This window comes from Pseudomonas edaphica (genome assembly GCF_005863185.1).
In the GTDB taxonomy this organism is placed as follows: domain Bacteria; phylum Pseudomonadota; class Gammaproteobacteria; order Pseudomonadales; family Pseudomonadaceae; genus Aquipseudomonas; species Aquipseudomonas edaphica.
This window is the reverse complement of the sequence record NZ_VBVZ01000161.1, coordinates 1-11,551: the sequence shown is the minus strand read 5'-3', so window position 1 is coordinate 11,551 and position 11,551 is coordinate 1. Positions and strand designations below refer to the sequence as shown.

Sequence of the window (11,551 nt, the reverse complement as noted above, 5' to 3'; positions counted from 1 at the left end):
GGATCAACTGGCGTTGGAAAGCCATCAGAAAATGGCCGCGTCCTACGCCGAAGGCTGGCACAACGATTTGCTTACTCCGTTTCTCGGCCTGACCCGCGACAATAACCTGCGCCCCGACCTGACCCTGGAAAAACTCGCCAACCTTAAACCGGCGTTCGAGCGCAGTGAAAAGGGCACGCTCACCGCCGGTAACTCCACGCCACTGACCGACGGCGCCTCCTTGGTGCTGCTGGGCAGTGAAGCCTGGGCCAAGGAACGTGGCTTGCCGATTCTTGCTTACTTGCGCGATGGCGAAGCGGCGGCTGTGGATTTCGTCAACGGCGCCGAAGGCCTGCTCATGGCACCGGTGTACGCAGTGCCACGCTTGCTGGCGAGAAATGGCCTGACACTCCAGGATTTTGACTACTACGAGATTCACGAAGCCTTTGCTGCCCAAGTTTTGTGCACGCTCAAGGCCTGGGAAGACCCGGAGTATTGCAGGACGCGTCTGGGGCTCGACGCGCCGCTGGGCGCCATTGATCGCAGCCGGCTCAACGTCAAAGGCAGCTCATTGGCGGCCGGCCACCCGTTTGCCGCCACAGGCGGGCGCATCGTCGCCAACCTGGCCAAATTGCTCGACGCGGCGGGCAAGGGCAGAGGGCTGATTTCGATCTGCGCCGCTGGCGGCCAGGGCGTGACGGCGATTATCGAACGCTGAATGCCGACGAAATTGGCATATTGAGTGCATTCTTCAGCGGTCAGAGGTCGGTAGCCCCTCCCACCGGCGCGCCGATTGCCGTATAACGAGTGCCATACGCGTATTTGGTAATAAAGGACCCACAATAAAAGCTGATGAAGACTCCTAAACGCATTGAACCCCTGATCGAAGACGGTCTGGTCGACGAAGTGCTGCGCCCTCTCATGAGCGGTAAAGAAGCAGCTGTTTATGTGGTGCGCTGCGGCAATGAATTGCGTTGCGCCAAGGTTTACAAGGAGGCGAATAAACGAAGTTTTCGTCAGGCATCCGAATACCAGGAAGGCCGTAAGGTTCGTAACAGCCGCCAGGCCCGGGCCATGGCGAAAGGCTCCAAGTTCGGCAAGAAAGAAACCGAAGACGCTTGGCAAAACGCCGAAGTGGCGGCGTTGTTCCGCCTCGCCGGCGCGGGCGTTCGCGTGCCTCAGCCGTTCGACTTCCTGGAAGGCGTGCTGCTGATGGAACTGGTGGCCGACGAGTACGGCGATGCAGCGCCGCGTCTTAACGACGTAACGCTGGAGCCGGACCAGGCGCGCGAATATCACGCCTTCCTGATTTCCCAGATCGTGCTGATGCTGTGTACTGGCCTGGTGCACGGTGACCTGTCCGAGTTCAACGTACTGCTCACGCCGACCGGCCCGGTGATCATCGACCTGCCCCAGGCAGTGGATGCGGCGGGCAACAACCACGCATTCAGCATGCTGGAGCGGGATGTGGGCAACATGGCTTCCTACTTCGGACGTTTTGCCCCGGAGTTGAAGAAGACCAAGTACGCCAAGGAAATGTGGGCACTGTACGAAGCCGGCACCTTGCACCCGGCCAGCGTGTTGACCGGCGAGTTTGATGAGCCGGAAGAGCTGGCGGATGTGGGCGGTGTGATCCGCGAAATCGAAGCGGCGCGGCTGGATGAAGAGCGCAAGCAAGCGGTTCGGGCGGCGGATGATGCGCCACCGAGCAAGACTGCGGAAGAACCGCCGCCGCCTTGGATGCAGTGATCTCCCGGCAATTGGAGATCTAAAAAGTGTGGGAGCTGGCTTGTTGTGGGAGCTGGCTTGCCTGCGATGCAGACACCTCGGTATGTCAGTTAAATCGCGGTGATGCAATCGCAGGCAAGCCAGCTCCCACATAAGGCAGCCGCCACATAAGCCTGTTCCCATATTTGTTTTGTGCAGAGCTGATCAGGCGCAACAGCTGCCCGACGCCAACTCCTTGAGAATCGGGCAATCCGGCCGATGGTCACCCTGGCAGTGTTCCACCAGGTCCTGCAACGTGTCGCGCAATTGCCCCAGCTCCAGAATCTTCTGGTTCAACGCCTCGATATGCTGGCGCGCCAGGGCTTTTACGTCGGCGCTGGCCCGCTGACGGTCTTGCCACAGGGTCAGCAGCTTGCCGACTTCTTCCAACGAAAACCCCAGATCCCGCGAGCGTTTGATAAACGCCAGCGTGTGCAAGTCATCGCTGCCATACACGCGGTAGCCGCTGTCGGTGCGGTGCGCGGCTTTGAGCAGGCCGATGGATTCGTAGTAGCGAATCATCTTGGCGCTCAGCCCGCTCTGGCGGGCGGCTTGGCCTATGTTCATGGGCGCTTGTCCTCCAATTGCTCCGGTTTCCAAATGCTCGGTTTCCAGGTTTTCAACAATAACGCATTGCTCACCACGCTGACGCTGGACAAGGCCATGGCCGCACCTGCGAGCACCGGGTTGAGCAGGCCAAAGGCAGCCAGCGGAATGCCGATCAAGTTATACACAAAGGCCCAGAACAGGTTCTGGCGGATTTTCGCGTAGGTCTTGCGGCTGATCTCCAGGGCGGCCGGCACCAGGCGCGGGTCGCCGCGCATCAGCGTGATGCCGGCGGCATGCATGGCCACATCGGTGCCGCCGCCCATGGCGATGCCGATATCGGCAGCCGCCAGGGCCGGAGCGTCGTTGATGCCATCGCCGACCATGGCGACTACGCCAGTCTTTTTCAGCTCGGCCACCGTCGCGGCCTTGTCGGCTGGCAGCACTTCGGCGTGTACATCATCGATGCCCAGCGCCAGGGCGACCACGCGGGCACTGCCGCGATTATCGCCGGTGAGCAAGTGGCTGCTGATGTGCTGAGCCTTGAGTTGTTCCACGGCTTCCAATGCGCCGGGCTTGAGGGTGTCGCCAAACGCAAACAGCCCCAACACGCGTGGTTGTGCGCCTTGTTCAATCAACCACGACAAGGTGCGGCCTTCGGCTTCCCAGGCGTTGGCAGACTCGGCCAGCTCACCTGCGCTCAAGCCGTTCTCTTCGAGCATGCGGCGGTTGCCCAAGGCCAGTTCACGGCCATCCAAAGTGCCAGCAATGCCGCGTCCGGTCAGCGATTGGCTGGCACTCACGTCCGCCACGATCAGCCCTTTTTCACCACACGCATCCAGCACGGCCTTGGCCAACGGGTGCTCGCTGCCGCGTTGCAAGGCGCCAGCCTGTTGCAGCAATAAATCTTCATTGCCATCCACCGCGGCCAGGTGCGCAATTTTTGGCGCGCCGGAGGTGAGTGTGCCGGTCTTGTCGAACACCACCGCGCTGACGGCATGGGCACGTTCCAGCGCTTCGGCGTCCTTGATCAGAATGCCATAGCGAGCGGCGACGCCGGTGCCGGCCATGATGGCGGTCGGCGTGGCCAGGCCCAGGGCGCATGGGCAAGCGATCACCAGTACCGCGACGGCATTGATGATCGCGGTTTCCAGTGAAGCGCCGTACAACCACCACCCCACCAGCGTAACCAAGGCCAGCACCAGCACGGCCGGCACAAAGACCTGGCTGACTTTATCCACCAGTTTCTGGATCGGTGCCTTGGCAGCCTGGGCGTCTTCCACCAGACGGATGATTCGCGCCAGCACACTTTCTGCACCCAGCGCCTGGGTGCGTACCAGCAAACGGCCTTCGCCATTAATGGCGCCGCCGGTGATCTTGTCACCCGGCTGTTTCGGCACCGGCAGGCTCTCGCCGCTGATCAAGGCCTCGTCGGCGTGGCTTTGGCCGTCCACCACTTCGCCGTCCACCGGGAAGCGCTCGCCAGGTTTGACCAGCACCAGGTCGTCGAGCTTCAGCGCAGTGATGGCGACGTCTTCTTCACGGCCTTCAAACACGCGAATCGCGCGTTCCGGGCGCAGGGCTTCGAGGGCACGGATGGCGCTGGCGGTCTGGCGCTTGGCGCGGCTTTCGAGGTATTTACCCAGCAACACCAGGGCGATCACCACGGCTGAGGCTTCGAAATACAGGTGCGGCATAGTGCCCACGGGCGCCGTGAGCCATTCATAAATGCTCAGGCCATAGCCGGCGCTGGTGCCGATGGCCACCAGCAGGTCCATATTGCCAGCACCGGCGCGCACGGCTTTCCAGGCGGCTATATAGAAGCGTGCGCCAAAGATGAATTGCACGGGAGTGGCCAGCGCGAATTGCACCCAGGCCGGGAGCATCCAATGCAGGCCGAACGGCTCCACCAGCATCGGCAGCACCAATGGCAGCGCCAACGCGATGGCCAACAACAACGACCAGCGCTCGTGGTGCAGACGCTGGGCCTGTTTAGCGTCGGTGACGGTCTCGCTTTGCGGCAGGGTGGCGGTGTAGCCGGCCTTGTCGACGGCGGCGATCAGCACGCCGGGGTCCATCTGGCCGAGTACTTCGATGTGGGCACGTTCGTTGGCCAGGTTGACGCTGACGCTTTGCACCCCCGGCACCTTGCCCAGCGCGCGCTCGACACGCCCGGCACAGCTGGCGCAGGTCATGCCGCTGATGGGCAGGTCAAAGGTGGTGGATCCATTCATGGGGCAGTCCTCCAGAGAAGTTGCCCCTAGCATCAACCTTGACCTGCGGGGAAGGTCAAGCGCCTTTAATACTCCAGTGCGGCGGGTTTAAGGTACATACCGTCCGGGCCTTGGGCGATACGCAGTTTGCGTATGTCTCCGGCCTTCAACGTGATGTTCTGCGCAGGCGGTGCGAGCATGCCCGGCAGGCAACCTGGCGATTGACCCGGCAGCAGCTTGAGGCGCAGCGACACATTGCCCGCCGGCAAGTTGAACGAGGTGGCCTGTTCCTGGAACAGGCGCCCGGCCAACTGGTCCTGGATATACAGGCCGATTTCGCAATTGGTCGGCACTTCCAGGCGCTCGCGGGAAATGATCAACACCGCATAGTCCTGGTCCGCGTACGCCATGGGCGCAGCGGCGGACAGGCTCAACAGGCCGATAAGGCTAAAAAACGACCAGCGCATGGCGAATGCTCCGTGGTTCAAATCCAAGATGCATGAAGCTTGGCCGAGGCAACGCTGGAATACCAGCCCGGTCGCAATTTTGAGCGCTTGACCTTGCCATCGTGGCAAGGTCGAGACTGGCCCCAACCTCATCAAAGGAGTCATGTCATGCAAGTATTCAGTGTTGAAGGGATGACCTGCGGCCATTGTGTTCGGGCGGTCACTCAAGCAGTACACAGCCAGGACCCGGCGGCGAGCGTCAACGTCAACCTGGCCGCCAAGGAAGTCGGGGTTGAAAGCCGGCTGTCCGACGAGCAAGTCATCGCGCTGATCACCGAAGAAGGCTACAGCGCCAAGCTCGCGTAAAATTTCCGATAGTTAGCGAGCTATCGTAATGTTCATCACACCCAAGCGCGGCTAGACTGTCGGGCTGCCGACTCACTTGGGTGTCTGATGAACCTCCGCATAATCCTGATTCTGGGCGCCTTGAGCGCCTTCGCGCCGTTGGCGATCGATTTTTACCTGCCGGGCTTTCCGGCGATGGCCACCGCCTTTGCCACCGACGAAAAACACATCCAGCTGACCCTCGCCGTGTATTTCGGCGGCCTGGCCATCGGCCAATTGATCTACGGGCCGCTGGCGGATCGCTTTGGCCGGCGCGTGCCGCTGCTCAGTGGCGTGACCCTGTTTACCCTGGCGTCCTTCGCCTGCGCCTACGCGCCGTCCCTGGACTGGTTGATCGGCGCGCGTTTTGTGCAAGCCCTTGGCGGCTGCGCGGGCATGGTGATTTCGCGGGCGGTGGTCAGCGACAAATGTGATGCCGTGGGCTCGGCCAAAGTCTATTCGCAGCTGATGCTGGTGACCGGCCTGGCGCCGATCCTCGCGCCGTTGGCGGGTGGGGTGATGGTCGGCCTGTGGGGCTGGCAGTCGATTTTCCTCGCGTTGTCGATTTTCAGCGTGATGGCGGCCATCGCCGTGGCGGTCGGGTTGCCGGAAACCTTGCCGGCCGATAAGCCGCGTCAACCGCTGTCCGGCTCGCTGAGCCGCTATGTCAGCCTGTTGTCGGACCGGGTTTATCTGGGCTACGCCCTCACCGGTGGTATCTCGATTGCCGGGATGTTTGCCTACATCGCCGGTTCCCCGTTCGTCTTTATCAAACTCTATGGCGTGCCCGCCGAGCATTACGGCTGGGTATTTGGCTCCAATGCCGCCGGCTTTATCCTGGTAGCGCAGCTTAATGCGCGGTTGCTGGCCAAGCGTGGCCCGGCGTTTCTGCTGTCGCGCACCGTGTGGGTCTACGTGGCGGCGGCGTTGACGCTGTTGGCCATTGCCGCGCTGCGTACCGAGGCGTTATGGCCGTTACTGGTGCCGCTGTTTATCTGCATCGCCAGCCTGGGCTGCATTTTGCCCAACACCTCGGCGTGTGCCATGGCCGGGCAGGGTGCACGGGCCGGCAGCGCCTCGGCATTGCTCGGTTGCATTCAGTTTGGTGTGGCGGCAGGCGCGGCGTCCTTGGTCGGCGTGTTGCACGACGGCACGGCGATGCCGATGGCGATGGTCATCAGCTTGTGCGGTGTATTGGCGGTGACGATTGCGGTGTCGACCCAGCGCCTGCAACGGGCGAGGGCCGCGCAGGCGCAGGTCTGAGGTGCTAATCAGCCGGCGGCGGAGCGTTGCTGGCTGAGGGGAATGTGGTGGGGCGCCTGGATGCGGGCTTGCAGGGTGTCGGCAAAGGCGCGGGCCTCGGCCTCACTGCGGAAGGTGAAGGCGTCACCGTCGAGGCTGACCTGCCATTTGTTGCCTGGGGATTTTGCTAACGCTCTTATCAGGATCTTCATTGCTGACTTCCTCACGTAAAAGAATCGTGGCAAAGGCGGCCAATATAAACCTGAATGCGTTCGCAAATATGACAAAGATCAACTCTCTGACTAGCGGTGTCGTCCATTACTCACATGAATAATGGACGACTCTGACAGCTACTTGTTAGAACCCTTCCAATACGATCTTGCCCTTGGCCTTGCCGCTTTCCAGCAGCGCATGGGCGCGGCGCAGGTTGGCTGCGTTGATCACGCCGAAGTGCTCGCCCACCGTGGTTTTCAAGGTGCCGGCGTCGATCAGTTCGGCCACGCGGTTGAGCAGATTGTGCTGTTCGATCATGTCCGGCGTCTCGAACATCGAGCGTGTGTACATGAACTCCCAGTGCAGTGACAGGCTCTTGCGCTTGAGTTTGCTCACATCCAGCACCTTGGGGTCGTCGATCAACGCCAGCTTGCCTTGCGGCTGCAGGGCTTCGACCAGTTCGTCCAAGTGATGGTCGGTCTGGGTCAGGCTGGCGACGTGGGTTACCTGCGCCTGGCCGGCATTTTTCAACGCCTCGCTCAGTGGCTGGCTGTGATCGATCACCACATCGGCGCCGAGCGCCTTGGCCCATTCCTGGGTTTCCGGGCGTGAGGCGGTGCCGATAACGTTCAATGCGGTGAGCTGCTTGGCCAACTGGGTCAGGATCGAACCCACACCGCCGGCAGCGCCGACGATCAGCAGGCTCTGGCCTTCATCTTCCTTACCTTCACGCACTTGCAGGCGCTCGAACAGCAGCTCCCAGGCGGTGATGGCGGTCAGTGGCAGTGCGGCGGCTTCGGCAAAACCCAGGCTCTTGGGCATATGGCCGACGATGCGTTCATCCACGGTGTGCAGTTCGCTGTTGCCGCCTGGGCGCACCAGGGAACCGGCGTAGAACACCTTGTCGCCCGCCTTGAACAGCGTCACTTCGCTGCCGACCGCCTTGACCACGCCAGCCACGTCCCAACCCAGCACCTTGGCCGCGCCGTTTTCCGGGGCGACGTTCTGGCGCACTTTGGTGTCCACCGGGTTGACCGAGATGGCTTTGACTTCCACCAGCAGGTCACGCGGGCCGGCGACCGGCTCCGGCAATTGGATGTCTTGCAGGGATTTTTCGTCGCTGATCGGCAGTGAGGCGTAGTAGGCAATGGCTTTCATATTGGCTCCGGGTAAAGAAGGTGGTCGAGAGTCAGGCTAAATGTGGCGAGGGAGCTTGCTCCCGCTGGGCTGCGAAGCAGCCCCAAAACCTGTCGGTAAGCGCTTCGCACTCCAGCGCAAGCAAGCGTGCTCGCCACAAAAACTTGCTGATGGGGTGATCAGGCAAGAAATTGCAGGCGCTTGAGTTCGAAATGTTCGAGCACATCCGCAGCCTTGGCGCGGAAGCTTTGGATATGCGCGCTCTGGTCGTGATCGGCCAGCGCCGCGTCGTCGCTCCAGCGTTCGAGCATGTAGAAGGTTTCCGGGTGTTGCAGGTCCTGGTGCAGGTCGTACTGCTCGCAACCGGCTTCCAGGCGAGTCGGTTCCAACAGGCCGCGCAGCAGGGTTTCCAACTTGGCCTGCTGGCCGGGTTTGGCGATCAGCGTGGCGATGACGTTAAAGGCAGCGGACATATTCAACTCCAGACACGTGGTGAACGGGATGGACAGATGATTAGCTATTTCCAGCACAGATAAAAGCGGCTAAAACAGCAGTCTGTTTCAATAGAATTTTGATAATAGGCGAGGGTACATGCTGCGTTTTGATGATTTGCAGTTGTTTGTGCGGGCGGCGGACCTCGGCAGTTTGTCGGCCGCTGCACGCATCATGGACCTCTCGCCTGCCGTGGCGAGCGCGGCGCTCAAGCGTATCGAACAGCAACTGGGCACGCGCTTGCTGGCGCGCTCCACCCGCAGTTTGCGCCTGACTGCCGAAGGCGAAGGCTTCCTGGAATATGCCCGCGCCGCGTTGAGTTCTCTGGACGAAGGGCGGCGCTTATTGGCCAGCGGCCAGGACCATGTAAGCGGTGTGCTGCAACTGTCGGCGCCGTCGGATTTCGGGCGCAACCAGTTACTGCCGTGGCTGGATGAGTTTCAGCTTGAATACCCGCAATTGAACATCCGCCTGCTGCTGGGCGACCGCATTGCCGACCTGTTCCGCCAGCCGGTGGACATCGCCCTGCGCTACGGCGAGCCTGAAGATTCCAGCCTGGTCGCGCTGCCCATCGCCCCGGACAACATTCGCGTGCTGTGCGCCGCACCCAGCTACCTGGCACGGCATGGCGAGCCCCGGCATCTTGAGCAGTTGGCGCAGCACAATTGCCTGTTGTACATGCTGGGCAGCCGTGTCCACGACCACTGGGGTTTTTACGACGGCAAGCGCGAGGTCGGCCTGACGGTAAGCGGTGATCGCTTCAGTGACGACGCCGATGTGGTGCGCCGCTGGGCGGTGGCGGGTGTCGGCATTGCCTACAAGTCGTGGCTGGATGTGAGCACCGACGTGCTCGCGGGGCGTTTGCGCCTGGTGTTGCCGGAGCTGCGCGGCGAGCGCACGCCGCTCAACCTGCTGTGCGCCCACCGTGCTCAGTTGAGTAAACCCATTAACCTGCTGCGGGAAATGCTCGTGTCCCGTTGTGCGGCTTTGACCGCGCAAAGGCCGGGGCGATAGAGCGTTAGGCAATAGCCTCCACCAAAGCCAGAAATTTCACTCAGAGCCTGTCCCCATTCGCGCTGTCGGACGCCGCGGAATGGGCGGTTTGCGCCCCTATACTTTGGTTCCAACCGCAGCAGACAAATGATTTACAAGGAGTGAATACATGGAAGAAGCACCTTGCATCAGTCAGATCGCCAGCTTGCTCGCTGAGCCCAAGCGCACCGCCATGCTCTGGTCACTGATGGACGGTTCGGCGAAAACCGCAGACGAACTGGCTATGCTCGCCGGGCTGTCCGCCGCGTCGGCCAATGCGCATCTTGCGCGCCTTATCGGCAGCGGTTTGCTGCGCAGCGAGGCCAAGCGCGGCAAGCGCCTGTTTCGCATGGCCGCCGTGGATGTCTGTGCGGCCGTCGACGCATTGGCCTGTACCACCTTGGCCTGTGCCGCACGCAACGCTCCGCAGGTTTCCCCGCGAGTATCCCTGGCGCCGCCGCCGTTGCGGCGCGCGCGTTTGTGCCAGGGGCATCTGGGCGGTGAACTGGCAGCGGGGCTTTATCAGCGCATGCTGGAGGCCGGCTGGATCGACCGCTACGAACAGCGTACCGACGTGACCGTCACCGGCGCGCAGCATTTCGCGACCCTGGGCATTTTTATCCAGGCACTGTCTGAGCCGTTGGCCTGCGACTGTTTTGACTGGAGCCAGCAGCAGCCGCACCTGGGGGGTGCATTGGGGGCCGGGTTGTTGCAGTTGTTTTTGCAGTGCGGCTGGATCAACGCGGTCAACGAGTCGCGTGCCTTGCTGGTGACCGACCTGGGGCTTGCGGAAATCAACCGTCTGGCCACGGCGTAGGTGCGTGCGTCGTTCAGAGTTTCAGTCAGGTCGTATCCAGCAATAATCGGGTAAAACGATGCCGCACACTCGCCTTGGGGATTTTTCACTCGGGGGGTATGGCATGGGTATGCAAGGCTATAGCGCAGCGGAACGGCTGGAACGGTTGCCCATCAGCGGTTACCACCGAATCATTTTCATCATCATCGCCTTGGCGTTTTTTTTCGACTCCATGGACCTGGCGATGATGACCTTCCTGTTGGGCTCGATAAAAACCGAGTTCGGCCTGAGCACGGCCCAGGCCGGGTTACTCGCCAGTTCGAGTTTTTTTGGCATGGTGGTCGGTGCGTCCTTGTCCGGCATGTTGGCTGACCGTTTCGGGCGCAAGCCGGTGTTTCAGTGGAGCATCGTGTTGTGGGGCGTCGCCAGTTACCTGTGCTCCACGGCGCAGACGGTGGAAACGCTGACGCTGTTTCGCATCCTGCTGGGGATCGGCATGGGTATGGAATTCCCGATTGCGCAGTCGATGCTCTCGGAGCTGATTCCCGCCAAGGGCCGTGGGCGATATATCGCCTTGATGGATGGCTTCTGGCCGCTGGGGTTTGTGGCGGCGGGTGTGCTGTCCTACTTTTTGCTGCCGGTGATTGGCTGGCGCGACATCTTCCTGGTGTTGGCGGTACCGGCGGTGTTTGTGCTGGCGATTCGTTTTTTTATCCCGGAATCGCCACGCTGGCTGGAACAGGCCGGGCGGCATGCAGCGGCGGACAAGGTGTTGCTCGGCATTGAGCAGAAGGTCCGCGACTCGCTGGGGCGAACGGACTTGCCGGAGCCGATTGCCTTGCCTCGGGTTGAGAGCGTGCCGGGCACGTTTTTCTCGGCGTTCCAGCAGTTGTGGTCGGCGCAGTATCGCCAACGCACGATGATGATCTGGAGCGTGTGGTTTTTTGCCTTGCTGGGTTTCTACGGGCTGACCTCCTGGCTGAGTGCGCTGTTGCAGCAGTCGGGTTTTGCCGTGACGCAATCGGTGTATTACACGGTGATCATTTCCCTGGGCGGGATACCGGGCTTCTTGATGGCGGCCTGGCTGGTGGAACGTTGGGGCCGTAAACCGGTGTGTGTGGTGACATTGCTGGGCGGCGGGGTGATGGCGTTTCTGTATGGGCAGAGCGCGGTGTTTGGCGGCAACGTGGGGTTGCTGATTACCTCGGGGCTGTTGATGCAGTTCTTTCTGTTTGGCATGTGGGCGGTGCTGTACACCTACACGCCGGAGCTGTATCCCACTTCGGCGCGGGCCACCGGTTCCG

General features: G+C 61.5%; 13 protein-coding genes. 7 read left to right on the top strand and 6 right to left on the bottom strand.

Annotated elements, in window-relative coordinates:
• Together FEM54_RS12930 and FEM54_RS12925 are read left to right on the top strand one after the other, a co-directional pair.
• On the top strand, positions 1 to 697 hold a 697-nt coding region (locus FEM54_RS12930; protein ID WP_477749731.1), incomplete at its 5' end, for a thiolase family protein.
• A gap of 134 nt (positions 698 to 831) precedes the next feature.
• The gene (locus FEM54_RS12925; RefSeq protein ID WP_017134705.1) at positions 832 to 1,728 is read left to right on the top strand and encodes a PA4780 family RIO1-like protein kinase; all 897 of its coding nucleotides are present in this window, start codon (positions 832 to 834) and stop codon (positions 1,726 to 1,728) included.
• A gap of 183 nt (positions 1,729 to 1,911) precedes the next feature.
• Here FEM54_RS12925 and cueR read toward each other — a convergent pair whose 3' ends face one another.
• From cueR to FEM54_RS12910, 3 genes are all read right to left on the bottom strand, one after another.
• A complete protein-coding gene (cueR, locus tag FEM54_RS12920) occupies positions 1,912 to 2,313 on the bottom strand; it encodes a Cu(I)-responsive transcriptional regulator (protein ID WP_138451223.1) in 402 nt (133 codons plus the stop codon).
• Positions 2,310 to 4,526 (bottom strand): heavy metal translocating P-type ATPase, encoded by a 2,217-nt coding sequence (locus FEM54_RS12915; protein ID WP_138451222.1) that lies wholly within the window; start codon positions 4,524 to 4,526, stop codon positions 2,310 to 2,312. Before FEM54_RS12915 ends, cueR begins: the two co-directional genes overlap by 4 nt.
• 65 nt (positions 4,527 to 4,591) lie before the next feature.
• Complete coding sequence (locus tag FEM54_RS12910; RefSeq protein WP_017134708.1) at positions 4,592 to 4,972, bottom strand: hypothetical protein; 381 nt, start codon at positions 4,970 to 4,972, stop codon at positions 4,592 to 4,594.
• A gap of 147 nt (positions 4,973 to 5,119) precedes the next feature.
• Between FEM54_RS12910 and FEM54_RS12905 the strand changes: the two genes are divergently transcribed.
• Together FEM54_RS12905 and FEM54_RS12900 are read left to right on the top strand one after the other, a co-directional pair.
• Entirely contained in the window at positions 5,120 to 5,317 is a 198-nt protein-coding gene (locus FEM54_RS12905) for a heavy-metal-associated domain-containing protein (RefSeq protein WP_017134709.1), read from the top strand.
• Positions 5,318 to 5,404: 87 nt separating this feature from the next.
• Complete coding sequence (locus tag FEM54_RS12900; protein WP_017134710.1) at positions 5,405 to 6,598, top strand: multidrug effflux MFS transporter; 1,194 nt, start codon at positions 5,405 to 5,407, stop codon at positions 6,596 to 6,598.
• An 8-nt stretch (positions 6,599 to 6,606) separates the two neighbouring features.
• On the opposite strand, the gene FEM54_RS12895 is transcribed toward FEM54_RS12900, so the two are convergent.
• The 3 genes from FEM54_RS12895 to FEM54_RS12885 form a co-directional block, all read right to left on the bottom strand.
• Positions 6,607 to 6,789: a hypothetical protein gene (locus FEM54_RS12895; protein ID WP_138451220.1), complete on the bottom strand. Its 183-nt coding sequence runs from the start codon at positions 6,787 to 6,789 to the stop codon at positions 6,607 to 6,609.
• A gap of 145 nt (positions 6,790 to 6,934) precedes the next feature.
• Positions 6,935 to 7,948 (bottom strand): zinc-binding alcohol dehydrogenase family protein, encoded by a 1,014-nt coding sequence (locus FEM54_RS12890; protein WP_017134712.1) that lies wholly within the window; start codon positions 7,946 to 7,948, stop codon positions 6,935 to 6,937.
• Positions 7,949 to 8,106: 158 nt separating this feature from the next.
• Complete coding sequence (locus FEM54_RS12885) at positions 8,107 to 8,400, bottom strand: putative quinol monooxygenase (RefSeq protein ID WP_017134713.1); 294 nt, start codon at positions 8,398 to 8,400, stop codon at positions 8,107 to 8,109.
• 118 nt (positions 8,401 to 8,518) lie between these two features.
• Here FEM54_RS12885 and FEM54_RS12880 point away from each other — a divergent pair, with 118 nt between their 5' ends.
• From FEM54_RS12880 to FEM54_RS12870, 3 genes are all read left to right on the top strand, one after another.
• Entirely contained in the window at positions 8,519 to 9,433 is a 915-nt protein-coding gene (locus FEM54_RS12880; RefSeq protein ID WP_017134714.1) for a LysR family transcriptional regulator, read from the top strand.
• Between the two features lie 148 nt (positions 9,434 to 9,581).
• Positions 9,582 to 10,268, top strand: a complete 687-nt coding sequence (locus tag FEM54_RS12875) for an ArsR/SmtB family transcription factor (protein ID WP_138451218.1) — start codon at positions 9,582 to 9,584, stop codon at positions 10,266 to 10,268.
• A 103-nt stretch (positions 10,269 to 10,371) separates the two neighbouring features.
• Positions 10,372 to 11,551 (top strand): MFS transporter (locus tag FEM54_RS12870; protein WP_138451216.1); only part of this gene is annotated, 1,180 nt, incomplete at its 3' end.

What these genes read in the sequence shown, in the direction of transcription:
- FEM54_RS12880 (WP_017134714.1), top strand. Translation starts at nt 8,519, where the DNA reads ATGCTGCGTTTTGATGATTTGCAGTTGTTTGTGCGGGCGGCGGACCTC.
- FEM54_RS12885 (WP_017134713.1), bottom strand. Translation starts at nt 8,400, where the DNA reads ATGTCCGCTGCCTTTAACGTCATCGCCACGCTGATCGCCAAACCCGGC.
- cueR (WP_138451223.1), bottom strand. Translation starts at nt 2,313, where the DNA reads ATGAACATAGGCCAAGCCGCCCGCCAGAGCGGGCTGAGCGCCAAGATG.
- FEM54_RS12910 (WP_017134708.1), bottom strand. Translation starts at nt 4,972, where the DNA reads ATGCGCTGGTCGTTTTTTAGCCTTATCGGCCTGTTGAGCCTGTCCGCC.
- FEM54_RS12900 (WP_017134710.1), top strand. Translation starts at nt 5,405, where the DNA reads ATGAACCTCCGCATAATCCTGATTCTGGGCGCCTTGAGCGCCTTCGCG.
- FEM54_RS12875 (WP_138451218.1), top strand. Translation starts at nt 9,582, where the DNA reads ATGGAAGAAGCACCTTGCATCAGTCAGATCGCCAGCTTGCTCGCTGAG.
- FEM54_RS12905 (WP_017134709.1), top strand. Translation starts at nt 5,120, where the DNA reads ATGCAAGTATTCAGTGTTGAAGGGATGACCTGCGGCCATTGTGTTCGG.
- FEM54_RS12915 (WP_138451222.1), bottom strand. Translation starts at nt 4,526, where the DNA reads ATGAATGGATCCACCACCTTTGACCTGCCCATCAGCGGCATGACCTGC.
- FEM54_RS12895 (WP_138451220.1), bottom strand. Translation starts at nt 6,789, where the DNA reads ATGAAGATCCTGATAAGAGCGTTAGCAAAATCCCCAGGCAACAAATGG.
- FEM54_RS12925 (WP_017134705.1), top strand. Translation starts at nt 832, where the DNA reads ATGAAGACTCCTAAACGCATTGAACCCCTGATCGAAGACGGTCTGGTC.
- FEM54_RS12890 (WP_017134712.1), bottom strand. Translation starts at nt 7,948, where the DNA reads ATGAAAGCCATTGCCTACTACGCCTCACTGCCGATCAGCGACGAAAAA.